The following is a 17,848-nucleotide window of genomic DNA, read 5'->3' as shown; positions in this document are numbered from 1 at the left end:
CCCGACGGAGAGTGACGTCCGTCTCACGCGGAAGCCACTTGCGCCTTCGCGAAACGAGACGTATCGTTCCGTCCATGAGGCTGTACTTCTGAGTCCCGCGCGGGACACCGCGTCCGAGCCGCCGGCGGCGCCCTCGCGCCGCACGGCACCGCTCCGCGTGCCCCCGCCGCGGTCGACACGGCCTCGTCGTCTCCTTCACCGGACCGGTGCCACCGTTGCGCGCCCCGTCCGAAATCCGTGACGCACGCACCCGTCGTCGGTTCGCGGCCCCGTTCCCACCGCACCGCACCGCAGACCAGGAGGCGCGCATGCCGACCGCCCGGGTACGAGCACATTCCCAGCTCACACTCAACGAGATCACCAAACGCTACGGAGACCACACCGTCCTCGACCGCGTCACCCTCACCATCAGCCCCGGCGACCGCGTCGGAGTCATCGGCGACAACGGCTCGGGCAAGAGCACGCTGCTGCGCCTGCTGGCCGGGGAGGAGGCGCCCTCCAACGGCGAGCTCACCGTCCGGGCCCCGGGCGGCGTCGGCTACCTGCCCCAGACCCTCGAAGAGGCCGGGGTCGGGACCGGCACCGTGGGCGACGCGATCGACTCCGCCCTCGCGGTGCTGCGCGACATGGAGGCGCGCCTGCGCGAGGCGGAGTCCGCGCTCGCGTCGGCCACGCGGGAGGAGCTGGACGCCTACGGCGACCTGCTCGTCGAGTTCGAGGCGCGCGGCGGCTACGGCGCGGACGCACGCGTCGACGCCGGGCTGCACGGCCTCGGCCTGCCTGGCCTGGACCGCGGCCGCCCGCTGCGCACCCTCTCCGGAGGGGAGCGCTCGCGACTGGCCCTGGCCGCGGTACTGGCGGCCTCACCCGAACTGCTCCTGCTGGACGAGCCCACCAACGACCTGGACGACCGCGCGACCGCCTGGCTGGAGGACCGTCTCCGCCGGCACCGGGGCACGGTCGTCGCCGTCACCCACGACCGGGCGTTCCTGGCCAACGTGACCGGCACCGTCCTGGAGGTCGACCACGACCTGCGCCGGATCAACCGGTACGGCAACGGATACGACGGGTTCCTGAAGGCGAGGGCCGCGGCACGGGCCCGGTGGGCCCGCGAGTACGCGGAGTGGGGGGCCGACCTGGCCAGGCAGCGGCGGCTGGCCGAGAACAACGTCCAGCGCATGGACGCCATCCCGCGCAGGATGGAGAAGGCCGCGTTCGGCCACGGGGCGTTCAAGATGCGGGGGGCCGCACACGGTGCCATGAGCCGGATCCGCCAGGCCAAGGAGAGGGTGGAGCGGCTGACGGCGAACCCGGTGCCCCCGCCGCCGGTACCGCTGCGGATGAACGCCGGATTCACCGGCTCCGCCGGGGAGGGAGGCGCCCTGTTGGAGGGGGTCCGGGTCGGCCACCGGCTCGACGTTCCCTCCCTGGAGCTGGCCCCGGGCGAGCGCGTACTGGTCACCGGGCCCAACGGGGCGGGCAAGACCACCCTGCTCCGGGTGCTGTCGGGGGAGACGGTCCCCGACTCGGGACGGGTGTCCGTGTCCGGCCGGGTCGGCTGTCTGCGCCAGGAGGAGGGTTCCGTCGCCTCCGGCCGGACCGTGCTCCAGGCCTACGCTGCGGGACGCCCCGGCCTCGCGGAGGACCACCGCGGCGAACTGGCCTCGCTCGGCCTGTTCCGCCTCCGGGAACTGGACCAGCCCGTGGAGTCCCTTTCGGTCGGCCAGCGCCGCAGGATCGAGGTCGCGCGGCTGACCTCGGGCGTGTACGACCTGTTGCTGCTCGACGAGCCGACCAACCACCTCTCCCCCGGCCTGGTGGAGGAGCTGGAGGAGGCGTTGGCCCGCTACGAGGGGGCCCTGGTGGTCGTCAGCCACGACCGCAGGACGCGCGAGCGCTTCACCGGACGCCGCCTGGAACTACGGAAGGGGATCGTCGTCAGCGACTCGGCGTGACGTGGCCACAGCGATTTGTCGACAAATCGGCTTGTCCATAAACAGCTAGGACGCCTGACCGATATTGGGACCCGTCGCGCTCGCCCCGGCGGGACCCGCCGCGCGGACCGCCTATCCGGGCGCCATGTCGACGAAGCGGCTGTAGTGGCCCTGGAAGGCCACGGTCACGTCGGCCGTGGGGCCGTTGCGGTGCTTGGCCACGATGATGTCGGCCTCACCGGCGCGCGGCGACTCCTTGTCGTGCACGTCCTCGCGGTAGAGCAGGATGACCATGTCGGCGTCCTGTTCGATGCTGCCCGATTCGCGAAGATCAGATACTTGTGGGCGTTTGTCGGTGCGCTGCTCGGGACCGCGGTTGAGCTGGGAGAGCGCCACCACGGGGACCTCCAGCTCCTTGGCCAGGAGCTTGAGGGAACGGGACATCTCCGAGACCTCCTGCTGGCGGCTCTCCACCCTGCCGGGCGAGCTCATCAACTGGAGGTAGTCGACGATGACCAGCTTGAGGTCGTGCTGTTGCTTGAGCCGTCGGCACTTGGCCCGGATCTCCATCATCGACATGTTCGGGGAGTCGTCGATGAACAGGGGCGCGTTGGCCACCTCGCCCATGCGCCTGGCCAGGCGGGTCCAGTCCTCGTCGGTCATGAGGCCCGAGCGCATGGTGTGCAGGGGCACCCGTGCCTCCGCCGAGAGCAGGCGCATGACGATCTCGTTGCGCCCCATCTCCAGGCTGAAGAAGACCGAGGTCATGTCGTTCTTGATGGACGCCGCACGCGCGAAGTCCAGGGCCAGCGTCGAGTTGTGCGTGGGGATCATGGACCGGGTGGCCAGGAAGAGGTGGTCCGGGTGGTCCACCTGCACACAGCGGACCGGGACGCTCTCCACCGGCCGAACGTCGGTGACGAACCGGGAGCCGATCCGTGCGTAGCCGCGGCTCCCGCCCCGTTCCCGGTGCGCCCGCTGCTTGCGTTCGATCCGAAAGACCTCGCGGGCGGAACCGAAGGTGACCGTGTAGCAGGTGGAGGAGGCCTCCGTCCGACCGCTGACCCGCCTGGTCGACATCCCAGTGCGGTATCCCAGGCTGTGCGCCAGTTCCCGGAAGTCGTTCGCCAGACGCTCGTCGGTGACCGCGAACTGGACGGACCCGCCGGCGTCCACGGTTCCGTCCGTGTCCACGAGCCCCGCCAGGAGGGAGCGGCGCTGCGCGATCGACGCACGCAGGTACTCCTGGGGAATGTGCTTGTTCCCCAGAACGCCCGCGGTGCGCAGCAGCGCCTGAACACTGCCGTGGCGGCCGACGCAGTCGCGAGCGGTCGGCGCGGTGTCCTCCTCGGCCAGGAAGACGCCGTAGGTCATCTCCGTCGAGCCGACCGGCTTGGTGACCAGGCCCTCGGCCTCGATATTGAGCAGGACCTCGGGATCCTTGCTGGTGATCCGGGCCGCGGCGGAGGCTCCGTCACCGAGCCACGCGCCGAGGAAGTAGGGCGGCAGGGGAAGGTCGCGCTCGGGAAGCTCGATCGCCGCGGCGTTACCCACCGAGTGGTTCGGTCTCCGGTCGGCGGTCTCCAGGCGCAGGGTCCGGGCGATCTCCCGGGTGGTCCTCACCTCGGGCAACACCTTGGGAGCGACACCGCGTGCCTCGGCTTCCCGGGCCGCACGTCGCGAGGCGCGCGTGTGGGTGAACCACTGGTGCTCGGCGTCGGCGACCACGGTGGTGCCGTCGTCGAACTCGATCTCGAAGCACGGACGGTCCGTCATCACGTCCGTTGCCGCGACCACCCTGGTGGGGGTGCCGTCTGCGGCGATCAGCTCCGTGCCGACCTCCACCTCCCCCATGGTGGTCCATCCGCCGGTGGTCGGAAGCGGGGTGTCCAGGGCCAGTGCCTTACCCACGGCGGGGCGGGCGGCGATGATCACCATCTGGCCGGGGTGGAGGCCGTTGGTGAGGGCGTCGAAGTCGGCGAAGCCGGTGGGCACGCCGGTCAGGCTGCCGTCGTGGGCGCCGATCGCCTCGATCTCGTCCAGGGCCCCCGGCATGATGTCGGCCAGGGCGAGGTAGTCCTCGCCGGTGCGGTTCTCCGCGACCTTGTAGATCTCGGCCTGGGCGTGGTCGACCAGGTCGTCCACCTCGCCGTCTCCGGCGTAGCCGATCTGCGCGATGCGGGTGCCCACCTCGACCAGGCGGCGCAGGACCGCGCGGTCGGAGACGATCTTGGCGTAGTAGCCCGCGTTGGCGGCGGTCGGGATGGCCTCGGTGAGGGTGTGCAGGTAGAGGGCGCCGCCCGCCCGGGCCGCCTCGCCGCGCTTGGTCAGTTCGGCGTTGACCGAGATGGCGTCCACGGGCTCGCCGCGGGAGAAGAGGTTGATGATGCTGTCGTAGATGATCTGGTGCGCGGGACGGTAGAAGTCCACCGAGCGGATGATCTCCACGACCTGGGTGATGGCGTCCTTGGACAGGAGCATGCCGCCGAGCACGCTCTGCTCGGCCTGGATGTCGTGGGGTGGGGTGCGATCGTATCCGCCGTATCCGCCTTCTTCAGGTGGCTGCTCAGCGACACTCACGAACGCTCTCCCCAGGACGGTGCTCGGACGGCTCCAGGACGGACCGCCCCCTCCAGGATGCCCCATCCCGGGTGCCGGAGGCGCCCTCCTCCGAGGTTGTGGACACGTCTCTTACCACCACGTCCGGTGCCTCACAGGGCATTGCGCACATAGGTTGTGCACATCACCTGTGGATAACTTTGCCACGACCCTCACATAAGCCCATTGACCTGCGAAAACACGGTAGGTAGGCGAGGTGTGCAAGATGCCTCACAGGACGTGTTTCCACAAGTTATCCACAGGCTTCGGCGGGGGTGTGGAAAACTCCACATCCGCGTAGAACGCCTGTCCGATACTGTGGCCGTGCCATGCCACAGATCCTTTCCGCCGTCCCCTTCCGGCACCGCCACGACCGCGAGATCTTCGCCCTGGCGATCCCCACGTTCTTCGCACTCATCAGCGAACCGCTCTTCCTGCTCACCGACTCCGCGATCGTCGGCACCCTGGGCACCCAGGCGCTGGGCGGCCTCGGCGTGGCCGGGCAGGTCCTCCTCACGCTGGTGGCCGTCTGCATCTTCCTCGCCTACGGCACCACCGCGGCGGTCGCCCGCAGGTTCGGGGCGGGCGACGTCCCCGGCGGGGTCCGCGACGGTGTGGACGGCATGTGGCTCGCGGTCCTGCTGGGCGCCGTCGCCGTCGCGGTCGGCTGGCCGCTGGGCCCCGTACTGGTGGACGCGCTGGGCGCCTCGGCGGACGTGGCCCCGTACGCCCTGACCTATCTGCGGATCAGCCTGCTCAGCACGCCGTTCCTCCTCGTCGTCATGGCGGGTACCGGAGTGCTGCGCGGACTCCAGGACGCGCGTACGCCGCTGCTGGTGGCCGTCGCCTCCTACGTCGGCAACGCGGCACTGTGCGCGGTGTTCGTACTGGTCCTGGACTGGGGCATCGCGGGTTCGGCCTGGTCTACGGTGATCGCCCAGGGTTCGGCCGCCTTCTGGTACGCGGCGATGGTCGTCCGCGCCGCCCGCCGCGAGGGCGTGTCCCTCGCGCCCACGGCGGCGGGGCTGCGCTCCTCGGCCTCGGCGGGGTTCGCGCTGTTCCTGCGCAGCGTGTCGATGCGCGTGGTGGCGCTGGTGACCACGGCGGTGGCGGCCCGCCTGGGCGACGCGTCGATCGCCGCGCACCAGGTGAGCTACAACATCTGGGCCCTGCTGGTGTTCGCCATGGACGCGATCGCCATCGCCGGGCAGTCGATCGTGGGCCGCTACCTGGGTGCGGGGGACGTCAGGGGCACCCGTGACGCCACGCGCCGCATGGTGGAGTGGGGCGTGATGCTGGGACTGGTGTTCACGGCATTGGTGTTCCTGGTGATGCCGTGGGCGTGGATCCCGTTCACCTCGGACCCCGAGGTGCGCACCCTCATCACGGCCTCGCTGGTGGTGGTCGCCCTCATGCAGCCGCTGAGCGGGGTGACCATGGTGCTGGACGGCGTCCTGATGGGAGCCGGGGACCAGCGCTACCTGGCGTGGGCGTCCCTGTGGACGATGCTGGCCTTCCTGCCCTTCGCCCTGGTCCTGCCGTGGTCGGCGAACGGTTCCGTGTGGGGCCTGGTGGGCCTGTGGACCGCCTTCGCGGTGTGGATCCTCGCCCGCACGCTCACCCTGGGCGCCCGGGCCCGGGGCACGGCGTGGCTGGTCACCGGCGCGAGCCGGCCCTGAGGCCGGGGCCCGCCACGGCACGGCCGTGACGGGCCCGCCGGCCGCGTACGTCCGCGGCCGGCCGCGGTTCCGGTCACGGGGACGTGTCCCGGTCTCCGACCGTGGGGCCGTGGTAGAAGAGCGCCGCCTCCTCGTCCCGTGGAACCTCGGGGCGGGTGGGCATCTGCTCCGGGTCCAGCGGGGTGTCCGCCGCCGCGCTCATGTGTCCGAGCCGCCTCCGCATCCTGCTCCTCACACTCTTGCGCAGTCGCGGGAGCATCGCGTAGAGCCTGTCGCCGGGGCAGCCCGTCGTGTTGAAGTCGCGGTGGCCGACGATCGCCTCGTCCGGGTCCAGCCGGTACGCCAGGCACAGCCAGGCACAGGTGTCCACCAGCGAGTCCACGAGGTTCCCCGGCGGGCTCGCCGAACTGTAGGTGCCCTCGTTCTCGATCCCGATCGTGTGCCCGTTGTGGTTGGCGGTGTGCGCGCCGACCACGTGGTGTCCGGCGCCGATGGCCCACAGGCTCCGGTGGCGGCCCTCCATGATGTGCCCGCCCCGGCTGATGGTGAGCTGCTGTCCGATGTCGCTCCACCCGTTGGTGTTCATGTGGTGGCGCTGGATGGCGCGTGAGAGCGCCGCCGCGTGCGAGGTCGAGACGTCGGACACGTTCGCCGTGGCGGTGTGGTGCACGACGATGTGCGTGGGCCCCCGGCCCAGGACCTCGATCTTGTTCTTCGGGTTGCGGGCGCCCCAGTCGGAGCGCGTGTACACCTTGGGCCCGGCCGCGGCGAGGGCCCCGTCCGGCGTGGAGATTCCCATCATCCCGCCGAGGACCACTCCTCCGGCGGTGAGGGCGGTCGCGCGCAGGACGGTCCTGCGGTCCACCTGTGCGTGTCGGCCCGACTCGTCTCTTCTTTCCTCGGTCATCGGTCTGCCGTCCTCTCCGTGCGGGGTGGCGCAACATACGACACCAACACAGAGAACACGATAGATTACAAAGAGTGACCAAAGGGTTGCCTGGGAGGCCAGGCGTGTCAGGAGGTATCCCCCCATTACGGAAGGAGGTCCGGAACGGCACGGCTCGAAGGCGACGGGGGCCGGGGACGGGAGCCGGTGGACGGCGGCCCCGGAAACAGCGAGGTCCCGCCTCCTCCGGAGAGGAGACGGGACCCGACGTGCCGGATGCCCTGGTCAGGCGCCGACGACGTCCAGCTTGATCGTCGCGGAGACCTCGGGGTGCAGGCGGACCTGGACCTTGTGGCTTCCGACCGACTTGATCGGGTTCTTGATCTCGATCCGACGCTTGTCCAGCTCGGGACCGCCGGTGGCCTTGACGGCCTCGGCGACGTCCGCGGGCGTGACCGAGCCGAACAGGCGGCCACCCTCGCCGGCGCGCTGCTTGAGGCGCACGGTGAGCGCGTTGACCCTGCCCGCGACCTGCTGGGCCTCGTCCAGGGTGCGGATGTCACGCGCGGAACGCGCGCGCTGGATCAGGTCGATCTGCTTCTGACCGCCGCGCGTCCACCGGATGGCGAACCCGCGGGGAAGCAGGTAGTTGCGGCCGTAGCCGTTCTTCACCTCGACGACATCGCCGGGGGCTCCGAGACCGTTGACCTCGTGGGTCAAAATCAGCTTCACGACAAAAACCTCCCTCGATATCGCCGTTAGCGAGCGCTGCTGGTGTAGGGCAGCAGGGCCACCTCGCGCGCGTTCTTGATCGCGGTCGCGACGTCGCGCTGGTGCTGGGTGCAGTTACCCGTGACGCGTCGGGCACGGATCTTGCCGCGCTCGGAGATGAACTTGCGGAGAAGCGTGGTGTCCTTGTAGTCGATGTAGGACTGCTTCTCCTGGCAGAAAAGGCAAACCTTCTTCTTGGGCTTGCGCGCCGGAGGCTTCGCCATCGTGGTGCTCCTTCGCAAGAGCCCCGGGGTTCTCCCGGGGATGGGCTGGGACATGTGGACAACGGCCTGGCGTATCGGGGCGCCGGGCCGGTACTGCTACTGGCCGACTAGAACGGAGGCTCGTCGGAGAAGCCTCCGCCGCCGCCACCGCCGAAACCGCCCCCACCGCTACCGTTGGTCGCCCACGGGTCGTCGGCCGGAGGACCGCTGCGGCTTCCGCCGCCCTGCGGACCGCCGAAGCCGCCGCCCTGGTTCCCGTAGCCGCCGCCCTGGGGCTGGCCGCCACCGAAACCGCCACCGCCGCCGCCCTGGCGCGGCGTCTTGGTCACCTTGGCGGTGGCGCTGCGCAGGGCCGGGCCGACCTCTTCGACGTCGATCTCGTAGACGGTCCGCTTCTCACCCTCGCGAGTCTCGTACGAGCGCTGCTTCAGGCGTCCCTGCACGATGACGCGCATACCGCGCTGGAGGCTCTCGGCCACGTTCTCCGCGTACTGCCGCCACACCGTGCAGGTGAGGAACATGGACTCGCCGTCCTTCCACTCCCCCGACGCGCGGTCGAAGGTGCGGGGCGTCGAGGCCACACGGAAGTTGGCGACCGCGGCTCCACTGGGCGTGAAGCGCAGTTCAGGGTCGTCGACCAGGTTGCCGACGAGCGTGATCTGGGTTTCGCCTGCCATGGCTGGACTCCGGTTCGAGGTAGTCGGATCAGACGGTTTCGCCTGCTCCCCCGATCATCCGTGCCACCAGTGACATAACGAACGGTCGGGGTCGGGGGGTGCGCGACGGTGCCGCCTAGTGGACCTCGGGGCGGAGCACCTTGGTGCGGAGCACGGCCTCGGCGATGCCGAACTGACGGTCCAGCTCCTTGACCGTGGCGGGCTCGGCGCTCAGGTCGACCACCGCGTAGATGCCCTCGGAGTTCTTGTCGATGTCGTAGGCCAGGCGGCGCTTGCCCCAGATGTCGACCTTCTCGACCGAGCCGCCGTCGTTGCGGACGACGGACAGGAAGTTCTCCAGCGACGGGGCGACGGTGCGCTCGTCGAGGTTGGGGTCGAGGATGACCATGATTTCGTAACGACGCATAGGCGTACGTTCCTCCTCTGGACTGTCGCGGCCATGGAATCTCCATGGCAGGAGGGCAGGAGCCCGCGGTGGATGCCGCGCCTTGGGCGGGCGCCGACGGGCTCAGAGCCATACGAGAGTCAAGATTACCAGCAGGCGCGTACCACCCGGTGCCGCCTGTGGACGGCCCCGACACGGGCGGGGGCCGGTGCGCTCCTCCGCGCACCGGCCCCCGCCGCCTCCGTCGTGGACCGCGTCAGTCCTCGCGGGTCAGAACGGCCCTCCTGCCGGTCTCACCACCACTGGCGCCGGTCCGGCCGAAGAGACCGCCCTGGTCTCCTCCGTTCTCCTCGCCCTCCACCGTGGGCTGGTCGGACGGCTGGGTGGTCTCACACTCGTCGGGCGGGTTCCGGCCGTCGCACCCCTGCGGGGGCTCGGGCTCCCCCTCGCCCTGGCACTCGAAGTCCAACGGGGGGCACTCCTCGTTGGTCGGCTCGTCCGACGGGCACGGCTGCCCCTGGCCCGGGTGGTCCGGGTCGCACTCGGTCTCGCTCTCCTGGTCGGAGGGCTCGTCCGAGGGCTCGTCCGAGGGCTCGTCCGAGGGCTCCTCGGGGCTCGGGCTCGGCGTGGGCAGGTAGTTCTCCTCCGCACCGACGTACTGCGGCGGCGGGAACTGCTTCGGCTCGACGCCCTCCATGGCGACCATCATGAACTCGCGCCACACCTTGGCCGAGGTGGTGCCACCGTAGATCTGGTCCGCGGTCTGGCCGTCGAACTGCAGTGTGTCGGTGGCCTTCTCCCGGCTCAGGCCGACCGCCGCGACCAACTGCGGCGTGTAGCCCACGAACCACGCGGAGACCGCGTCGCTGGAGGTACCGGTCTTGCCCGCGACAGGACGCCCGTCGGGCAGTGCGGCGTTGCTGCCACCGCCGCCGTCGACCACCTGGGTCATGGCGTAGGTGACGTCGGCTGCGACGCCCTCGTCGACCACCCTGGTGCCGCTCTCCAGCTTCTCGGCGTCGTCGGGCTGGATGACCGTGCCTTCGGACGTACGCAGCTCGGTGACCATGTGCGCCGGGCGGTGCGTTCCCCCGGCCGCGAAGGTCGAGTAGCCGGTGGCCTGGTCCAGCGTGCTCACCTGGTGGGTGCCCAGCGCGACCAGGGGCCCCTGGGTGGAGGTCGTGGTCTGCTCCTCGGCCACCCCGGCCTTGACCGCGAGGGCGTCCACGGTCTGCGCGCCCAGCACCGACGCCAGCTTCACGAACGGGGTGTTGATCGAGTCGGCGGTGGCCTTGACCAGGTTCACCGGCCCGTAGCTGGTGTTGCCCGCGTTGATGACCTCGCTCTGGAGGCCGGGGAACTCCTGGGGCGAGTCGCCGTCGAACTTGCTCTTGAGGCTGATGCCGTTGCTGAGCGCGGTGGCGAGCACGTAGGGCTTGTACGACGATCCCGCCTGTGTCCGGTGGATCAGCGAGTTGTTGACGTCCTCGACCGAGTTGTCGCCTCCGTGGAAGGCGACGATCTCACCCGTGGCGGGGTCGACCGCGGTCAGGCCCATCATCGTGTCCTCGGGGGTGGCCGGCAGGATGTCGAAGGCACCGCGCGCGGCGTCCATGAGCTCGGGGTCCAGCGAGGTCTGCACGACGAGGCCCTCGGTGGCGATGTCCTCGGCGGTGATGCCCGCCTGGGAGTAGCGCTCGATGATCTCGTCGGTGACAGCCTGGCGCACGTAGCCGAACTTGGGGTCGGTCTCCGCCTCCTCGCCCTCCTCGACTCCGTACGGGATCCGTTCGGGGATCTCCAGGGCCTCTGCCTTCTCCCTGGGCAGGCCGAGGCTCGGGTCCTCCTCGTGCATGAGCGCCAGCTGGTTCTGGACGTAGGGCCAGCGCTCCTCGTTCAGGTACTTCTCGGTCCAGGGGCCCAGTTCGTTGTCGTCGAAGTTGCTGGGCATCTGGATGATGATGCCGAGGAAGGCGCCCTCCGCGTCGGTCAGCTCGCTCAGGTCCTTGCCGAAGTAGGCCTGGGACGCCATCGCGATGCCCGAGGCGTTGCGGCCGAGGTAGATGGTGTTGAGGTAGGTCGTGAGGATCTCCTCCTTCTCCATCTGCTGGTTGAGCTTGATGGAGATGAAGATCTCCTTGACCTTGCGGACGTACCTGTTGCTCGAGTCCAGGTTGCTGTAGTAGCCCCGGGCCATCTGCTGGGTGATGGTGGAGCCACCGCCGGCCTCACCGCCGGAGAGGACGGCGCGCCCGATACCGGTGATGCTGATACCGGGGTCGGTGAAGAAGGTGCGCTGCTCGGCGGCGAGCACCCCGTTGATGACCGTCGGCGGGATGTCCTCGTACTGGACCTCGACGCGCCTGACCTCGCCCGTGGTGACCGCGACCTCGGGCTTCTCGTCGCCCTTGGAGGCCCACATGATCTGGGTGGCGGACATCTCGGTCTCCGCCTTGGTCTTCAGCTCACCGACGTCGGGGGCCGTGGCGTACAGGATCGCGAAGGCGGCCACACCGCCGATGATCATCAGGCCGAGGGTGACCAGGGCGGGCTTCCACGCCTTGGACATGAAGCGCTTGAACCAGGGGCGGTCGTCCGGCTCCTCGTCACCGCGTCCGCGGCGGCGGCTGCCGCCCCGGCCTCCGCCGCCGCCGGCGGCGCGTGTGCCGCGCCCCGGGGCGCGGCGGCCCTCGGAGCGTGCGGCGTTCTCACGGTCACGGCCGCGGTCACGGGGATCACGCGGTCCGCCCGCCGCCGCCCTGCGGCGGCCGCGGGGGTCCTCGTCCGGACGGCGCCGCTGTCCCTCCGGGCGGCGCGCACGCCCGCCCTCGGGACGGCGGCGGGGGCGCTCACCGTCCTGGGGAGGCCTGGGGCGCTCGCCCTCGGGGCGACGGCGGGGCGCCTCCCCGTCCTGGGGGCGCCTGGGGCGCTCGCCCTCGGAGCGGCGGCGCGGAAGCTCGCCGTCGGGGCGGCGCCGGGGGGCGCGGCCCTCGGAACGCGCCTCCTGCTCCGGGGGGCGGCCGCGTCGCGGGCGCTCGGGTCCTGCGCCGTCTCCCCAGAACCCGCCTTCGGCGTCCGCGCGTCGGCGTCCTCCGGCACGTTCGTCCCGCGCAGGACCGCCGGCCCTGCGCCGTCCGCCGCTGCCGCGTGAACCGTCGACCGGGCCCTCGGCCCGGCGACGGTCGCCCTCGGCATTCCGTCGTCGTTCGGTACTCACGTGGTCCTCGATTGCCTCTCACGGCCGGTCGGCCTGACGATTCCTTGGTGGAAACGGGGGGACGGTCCCCCTGGGGGATCGGTGGTCCGCGACCTGTTCTTTCTCGCGGTGACCGGCGTGGAGCGGCCCGGGTGGCCGCGTCCACTTGTTCTGCCTGTCGTTCAAGGCTTGATAAAAGGACGCCCAGGGGCGGGCGGGGGTTTTCAACAGGTCGCGCAGACGTTAGCCGCTTGTTCCTCCTGTCAGTGGCCTGCGGGAGCACGGCTCCGTCGGTGCCCCGCGCCGACGGAACACCGCCGAGGCAGGGACTGGGTCCGGGGGCTCTACCGGCTACGCACGCAAATCACAGGTCACGTTAGAGCGATCGAACGGTATAGCACAACCCACGCGCGAGGTTATCGCGCGACATGGGACATCTGACCATGACCGGCCGGGAATCGCCCGTAGCGCCAGTTCAGCACGGAGGGGTCGGACGATGGTAGGCAGACCCGGACACACATGCACGAGGTCGTCTCCCCCGTCGGCGCAGGTGGAGGCGGCCACGTGAGATTTTCCCCGCAGTACCCCGGGGGTTCACCGCCGGTGACGGGCGGGCAGGGCCCCGTTCGCGTTCGCGTGTCGGTGGTCTGACATGCGGAGCCGTGAGTGGGCAGGGATAGAGTCAGAGCTGAACAAAACAGCCAGACATGCACGTTCCCCCCTTGCGTTCCCCGGGCAGGTGGAGGGAACCGCCGTCGAAGGCGTCCGTTGAGGGCGGTGGAGGGCGACGGTAGAAGAGAACCGCGCCGAAGGCGTCCGTTGAGGGCGGTGGAGGGCGACGGGTGGGAACAGAAACGCCGTGTGCGCTGCTGACCACATACGGGAAGCGAGCGCGGGACGACGAGACCCCCGTACCGCCGTCGGGCGCGGGAACCCGTCGTCACGCGCCGCGGGATCCATGTTCGCGAAGAAGAAGGAGCAAGGACCAATGGGTTCGGTACGTGTAGCCGTCGTGGGCGTCGGCAACTGTGCGGCGTCGCTCGTCCAAGGCGTGCACTACTACAAGGACGCCAACCCCGAGTCCCGGGTACCCGGCCTCATGCATGTGCAGTTCGGCCCGTACCACGTGAGCGACATCGAGTTCGTCACCGCCTTCGACGTGGACGCCAAGAAGGTCGGCCACGACCTGGCCGACGCCATCACGGCCAGCGAGAACAACACCATCAAGATCTGCGACGTGCCGCCGACCGGCGTCACCGTCATGCGGGGCCCGACCTACGACGGTCTGGGCAAGTACTACCGCGAGATCATCCAGGAGTCCCCCGAGGACGCGGTGGACGTGGTCGCCGCCCTCAAGGCCAGCAAGGCCGACGTCCTCGTCTCCTACCTCCCGGTGGGTTCGGAGGAGGCCGGCAAGTTCTACGCCCAGTGCGCGATCGACGCGGGTGTGGCCTTCGTCAACGCCCTGCCGGTGTTCATCGCCTCCGACCCCGAGTGGGCCGACAAGTTCGCCCGTGCCGGCGTGCCGATCGTCGGCGACGACATCAAGTCGCAGATCGGCGCGACCATCACCCACCGTGTGCTGTCCAAGCTGTTCGAGGACCGCGGCGTGATCGTGGACCGCACGTACCAGCTCAACTTCGGCGGCAACATGGACTTCAAGAACATGTTGGAGCGCGAGCGCCTGGAGTCCAAGAAGATCTCCAAGACGCAGTCGGTCACCTCCCAGATCCCGCACGAGCTGAAGGCGGGATCGGTGCACATCGGCCCCTCCGACCACGTGCCGTGGCTGGACGACCGCAAGTGGGCCTACATCCGCCTGGAGGGCCGCGCGTTCGGCGACGTGCCGCTGAACCTGGAGTACAAGCTGGAGGTCTGGGACTCCCCCAACTCCGCGGGCATCATCATCGACGCGGTCCGCGCGGCGAAGATCGCCAAGGACCGCGGGATCGGCGGCCCGCTCCTGGAGCCGTCCTCCTACTTCATGAAGTCCCCGCCCGTCCAGTACAGCGACTCCGAGGCGCACGCCAAGGTCGAGAGCTTCATCGCGGGCGAGTAGCGCGTCCGAGGGGCGCGGCGGTCCCCGTCGGGAGGGCCGTGGACCGCCGCCGCCGGGGCCCGCACGGCCCGGGCGCGTCCTACCCTGGTGGTGTGTCCTTCTTCGGCGATCTGCGCACGGTCCTCCAGGGGTCCCGGTTCCGCCGGCTGTTCGGTACCCGGCTGGCCTCGCAGTTCTCCGACGGGGTCTACCAGGCCGGGCTGGCCGGCTTCGTCTTCTTCAACCCCGAGCAGCACACCAGCGCCGGGGCCGTCGCGGCGGCCTTCGCGGTGCTGCTCCTGCCGTTCTCGGTGGTGGCGCCGTTCGCCGGGGTGCTGATCGACCGGTGGCCCCGCCGCCAGGTCCTGCTGCTCTCCTCCCTGTCCAAGGCGGCGCTCGCGGTGGTGAGCGCGCTCCTGGTGTCGGGCGGTGACGGACCGGCCTTCCTCGTCGCCGCGCTCCTGGTCCTGAGCGTCAACCGCTTCTTCCTGTCCGGGCTGTCCGCCGGGCTGCCGTACGTGGTGCCCCGGGAGAAGCTGATGATGGCCAACGCGGTGACGCCGACCAGCGGCACCGCGGCGAGCTTCCTCGGCGCCGGGACCGGTGCCGCGCTCGGGCTCCTGGGCGGCGACGGCGCCCTGGGGGCCGGATTCGTCCTGTTCGTGGCCGCGCTCGGCTTCGCCGGTGCCGCGCTGGTCTCCCTGACCCTCGGGTACCGGGAGCTGGGCCCGCACCTGGAACGGGAACCCGAGGAGGTCCGCACGGCCGTCGACGACGTGGTGCGGGGCATGGTGTCGGGGGTGCGGCACGTCTGGGCGCGCCCGGCGCCCCGGGACGCGCTGGCCACGATCGGCGGCCACCGGGTGCTGTTCGGGATCTCCACCCTGGTGACGCTGCTGCTGTACAACAACACGTTCACCGACGGCGGCGTGGCCGGGCTGGCCGGCTTCTCGGTGGCGATGGGCCTGTCCGGGGCGGGGTTCCTCCTCGGTGCGGTGGCCACGCCGTGGGCGACCGCCCGGATGGCGCCGGGGACGTGGATCGCCCTACAGCTCGCGGCGGCGTCGGCGGTCCTGCTGGTGTTCGCGCTGCCCTTCGAGGCCGCGCTGTTCCCGGTGGCCGCGTTCGCGCTGGGCTTCGTCTCGCAGGGGGTGAAGGTCACGGTCGACACGTTGGTTCAGCGACATGTCGACGACGCGTTCCGGGGCCGGGTGTTCTCGGTGTACGACGTGCTGTTCAACGCCACGTTCGTGCTGGGCGCGGCGCTGTCGACCGTGCTGGTGCCGCCGTCGGGGGTCGGTCCCGCCGTGGTCGCCCTGATGGCCGCCGCCTACCTGGCGATGGGTGCCGCCTGGGCCGTCCGGGGGCACCGGGCCCCCGAGCCCGAGGCGGAACGGGAGTCGGCCTAGGCGGTGCTTCCCTGAGGCTCCGCCGCGCTTCGCCTCGTGCTCGGACGCCGCGGGTACGGGAACCTTCGGCCCCTACGGTGCACCCGCTCGTACCTCACAGGCGCACCCGCGGAACCTCCGGCAGCCCCGTCGGCGCCCTCGCTGTGTCGTCCTTGAGGCTCCGCCGCGCTCCTCCTCGTACTCGGGCGCCGCAGGCACGGGAACCTTCGGCCCCTACGGTGCACCCGCTCGTACCTCACGGACGCACCTGCGGGACCTCCAGAACCCCGTCGGCGCCCTCGCTGTGCGGTGGCACAGGACCGGGTCCACCGAGCAGGGCCTGGGGATCCGGCGGTATGACCGTATGTCGACCTGGCGACCTGGCGACCTGGCGGTATGTCGACAGGTCGATCCGTCCTCTCGCGGTGGAGCCGGAGGCCGTACGCGCCGCCGGGGCGTGTCCGCCGGACGCGCCCCGGCTCCCCGGGCCGGCCGCCGGGCCTCACATGTGCTCGGCGGCCCAGGCGCGCAGCTCCTCGGTCGCGGCCTCCTTGCCCATCGGCCCGTTCTCCAGGCGCAGCTCCAGCAGGAAGCGGTACGCGCGGCCGACCACGGGCCCCGGCTCGACCCCGAGGACCTGCTGGATCTCGTTGCCGTCCAGGTCCGGGCGGATGCGGTCCAGCTCCTCCTGTTCGGCGAGCTTCTCGATGCGCCGCTCGATGTCGTCGTAGGAGCGCGCCAGCGCCGCCGCCTTGCGCCGGTTGCGGGTGGTGCAGTCGGCCCGGGTGAGGATGTGCAGCCGCTCCAGCTGGGATCCGGCGTCGCGGGCGTAGCGGCGCACGGCGGAGTCGGTCCACTCCCCCTTGCCGTACCCGTGGAACCTCAGGTGCAGGCCGACCAGGGTGCTGACGTCGGACACCACGTCCTTGGAGAAGCGCAGCGCGGTGAGCCTCTTGCGGCTCATCGAGGCGCCCACCACCTCGTGGTGGTGGAAGGTCACCCGGCCGCCGGACTCGAAGGCCCGCGTCTTGGGCTTGCCGACGTCGTGCAGCAGCGCCGCCAGGCGCAGCACCAGGTCGGGCTCGTGGCCCCGCTTCCCCTCCAGCTCGACGGCCTGGTCCAGGACGGTGAGCGAGTGCTCGTACACGTCCTTGTGCCGGTGGTGCTCGTCGATCTCCAGCCGCAGTCTGGGGATCTCCGGAAGCACGTACTCGGCGATGCCCAGCTCCACCATCAGCTCGACACCGCGGCGCGCGTTCGGGCTGAGCATCAGCTTGGTCAGCTCGTCGCGCACGCGCTCGGCGGAGACGATGGAGAGCCGGTCGGCCATATCCCGTGCGGCCTCGACCACCTCGGGTGCCAGGGCGAAGCCGAGCTGGGCGGCGAAGCGGACCGCGCGCATGATGCGCAGCGGGTCGTCGCTGAAGGAGTCCTCCGGCCGGCCGGGGGTGCGCAGCACCTTCGCCCGCAGGTCGGCCAGGCCGCCGAACGGGTCGACGAACTCCAGGCTCGGCAGGCGCACCGCCATGGCGTTGACGGTGAAGTCGCGCCGCAGCAGGTCGTCGTGGATGTCGGTGCCGTAGGACACCTCGGGCTTGCGCGACTTGGGCGAGTAGGACTCGCTGCGGTAGGTGGTGATCTCCAGTTGGAGGCCCTTCTTGCGCAGCCCCACCGTGCCGAAGTCGATGCCGACGGTCCACACGGCGTCGGCCCAGCCGTCCACGAGTTCCAGGATGCGCTGGGGCACCGCGTCGGTGGTCAGGTCGACGTCGTTGGAGGGCCTGCCGAGAAGCGCGTCGCGCACCGGACCGCCGACGAGGGCGAGCTGCTGGTCCTGCGCGGCGAAGCGGTCGCCGAGTTCCTCCGAGACGATCGGGAAGGAGTCGGCCAACGCCGTGATCGCCGCCCGCTGCGCACCGGTCAGCTCTCCCGCCTCCCGGGATGCCTCGGCGCTCTGCTGCTGGGCGGTGTCGCTCTCATGCGAAAACTCTGTGTTCGGCACACCACGAGGGTAGGCGGCGCCCGAAGCAAACCGCGAATCGTTTCCCCCGGGTGGAACCGCGCCGCACACG

At 70.6% G+C, this 17,848-nt stretch carries 12 protein-coding genes; 4 read left to right on the top strand and 8 right to left on the bottom strand.

Features of this window, described 5'->3' with window-relative positions; translation table 11 throughout:
- The first annotated feature begins 308 nt into the window (after nucleotides 1–308).
- Nucleotides 309–1,955, top strand: coding sequence for a ribosomal protection-like ABC-F family protein (abc-f, locus tag NOSIN_RS22365; RefSeq protein WP_077692622.1), 1,647 nt, complete (start codon nucleotides 309–311; stop codon nucleotides 1,953–1,955).
- A gap of 111 nt (nucleotides 1,956–2,066) precedes the next feature.
- On the opposite strand, the gene dnaB is transcribed toward abc-f, so the two are convergent.
- The gene (gene dnaB / locus NOSIN_RS22360; protein WP_077692621.1) at nucleotides 2,067–4,514 is read right to left on the bottom strand and encodes a replicative DNA helicase; all 2,448 of its coding nucleotides are present in this window, start codon (nucleotides 4,512–4,514) and stop codon (nucleotides 2,067–2,069) included.
- A 347-nt stretch (nucleotides 4,515–4,861) separates the two neighbouring features.
- On the opposite strand from dnaB, the gene NOSIN_RS22355 reads away from it, so the two are divergent.
- Nucleotides 4,862–6,211 (top strand): MATE family efflux transporter, encoded by a 1,350-nt coding sequence (locus tag NOSIN_RS22355; protein ID WP_077692620.1) that lies wholly within the window; start codon nucleotides 4,862–4,864, stop codon nucleotides 6,209–6,211.
- A gap of 73 nt (nucleotides 6,212–6,284) precedes the next feature.
- On the opposite strand, the gene NOSIN_RS22350 is transcribed toward NOSIN_RS22355, so the two are convergent.
- From NOSIN_RS22350 to NOSIN_RS22325, 6 genes are all read right to left on the bottom strand, one after another.
- Nucleotides 6,285–7,118, bottom strand: a complete 834-nt coding sequence (locus tag NOSIN_RS22350) for a peptidoglycan recognition protein family protein (RefSeq protein ID WP_077692619.1) — start codon at nucleotides 7,116–7,118, stop codon at nucleotides 6,285–6,287.
- Nucleotides 7,119–7,382: 264 nt separating this feature from the next.
- Entirely contained in the window at nucleotides 7,383–7,829 is a 447-nt protein-coding gene (gene rplI / locus NOSIN_RS22345; RefSeq protein WP_077692618.1) for a 50S ribosomal protein L9, read from the bottom strand.
- Nucleotides 7,830–7,855: 26 nt separating this feature from the next.
- Nucleotides 7,856–8,092: a 30S ribosomal protein S18 gene (gene rpsR / locus NOSIN_RS22340; RefSeq protein WP_077692617.1), complete on the bottom strand. Its 237-nt coding sequence runs from the start codon at nucleotides 8,090–8,092 to the stop codon at nucleotides 7,856–7,858.
- 107 nt (nucleotides 8,093–8,199) lie between these two features.
- Nucleotides 8,200–8,769 (bottom strand): single-stranded DNA-binding protein, encoded by a 570-nt coding sequence (locus tag NOSIN_RS22335; RefSeq protein ID WP_077692616.1) that lies wholly within the window; start codon nucleotides 8,767–8,769, stop codon nucleotides 8,200–8,202.
- A 115-nt stretch (nucleotides 8,770–8,884) separates the two neighbouring features.
- Entirely contained in the window at nucleotides 8,885–9,175 is a 291-nt protein-coding gene (gene rpsF, locus NOSIN_RS22330) for a 30S ribosomal protein S6 (RefSeq protein WP_077692615.1), read from the bottom strand.
- 235 nt (nucleotides 9,176–9,410) lie between these two features.
- Entirely contained in the window at nucleotides 9,411–12,371 is a 2,961-nt protein-coding gene (locus NOSIN_RS22325) for a transglycosylase domain-containing protein (RefSeq protein ID WP_077692614.1), read from the bottom strand.
- A 967-nt stretch (nucleotides 12,372–13,338) separates the two neighbouring features.
- Between NOSIN_RS22325 and NOSIN_RS22320 the strand changes: the two genes are divergently transcribed.
- Both NOSIN_RS22320 and NOSIN_RS22315 read left to right on the top strand, forming a co-directional pair.
- Nucleotides 13,339–14,409: an inositol-3-phosphate synthase gene (locus NOSIN_RS22320; RefSeq protein WP_077692613.1), complete on the top strand. Its 1,071-nt coding sequence runs from the start codon at nucleotides 13,339–13,341 to the stop codon at nucleotides 14,407–14,409.
- Nucleotides 14,410–14,501: 92 nt separating this feature from the next.
- Nucleotides 14,502–15,797, top strand: coding sequence for an MFS transporter (locus tag NOSIN_RS22315; protein ID WP_077692612.1), 1,296 nt, complete (start codon nucleotides 14,502–14,504; stop codon nucleotides 15,795–15,797).
- A 481-nt stretch (nucleotides 15,798–16,278) separates the two neighbouring features.
- On the opposite strand, the gene NOSIN_RS22310 is transcribed toward NOSIN_RS22315, so the two are convergent.
- Nucleotides 16,279–17,778 carry a CCA tRNA nucleotidyltransferase gene (locus tag NOSIN_RS22310; RefSeq protein ID WP_077692611.1) on the bottom strand — a complete coding sequence of 500 codons (1,500 nt, stop codon included), beginning with the start codon at nucleotides 17,776–17,778 and terminating at the stop codon, nucleotides 16,279–16,281.
- Nucleotides 17,779–17,848: the final 70 nt, after the last annotated feature.

Source organism: Nocardiopsis sinuspersici, assembly GCF_001998325.1.
GTDB classification, from domain to species: Bacteria; Actinomycetota; Actinomycetes; order Streptosporangiales; family Streptosporangiaceae; genus Nocardiopsis; species Nocardiopsis sinuspersici.
Note: the sequence above shows the minus strand (reverse complement) of the source record. Positions and strands in the feature narration are given on the sequence as shown.

Excerpts from the sequence above, each read along its gene's own strand:
- abc-f (WP_077692622.1), top strand. The coding sequence starts at position 309 with ATGCCGACCGCCCGGGTACGAGCACATTCCCAGCTCACACTCAACGAG.
- NOSIN_RS22355 (WP_077692620.1), top strand. The coding sequence starts at position 4,862 with ATGCCACAGATCCTTTCCGCCGTCCCCTTCCGGCACCGCCACGACCGC.
- NOSIN_RS22350 (WP_077692619.1), bottom strand. The coding sequence starts at position 7,118 with ATGACCGAGGAAAGAAGAGACGAGTCGGGCCGACACGCACAGGTGGAC.
- rpsR (WP_077692617.1), bottom strand. The coding sequence starts at position 8,092 with ATGGCGAAGCCTCCGGCGCGCAAGCCCAAGAAGAAGGTTTGCCTTTTC.
- NOSIN_RS22335 (WP_077692616.1), bottom strand. The coding sequence starts at position 8,769 with ATGGCAGGCGAAACCCAGATCACGCTCGTCGGCAACCTGGTCGACGAC.
- rpsF (WP_077692615.1), bottom strand. The coding sequence starts at position 9,175 with ATGCGTCGTTACGAAATCATGGTCATCCTCGACCCCAACCTCGACGAG.
- NOSIN_RS22320 (WP_077692613.1), top strand. The coding sequence starts at position 13,339 with ATGGGTTCGGTACGTGTAGCCGTCGTGGGCGTCGGCAACTGTGCGGCG.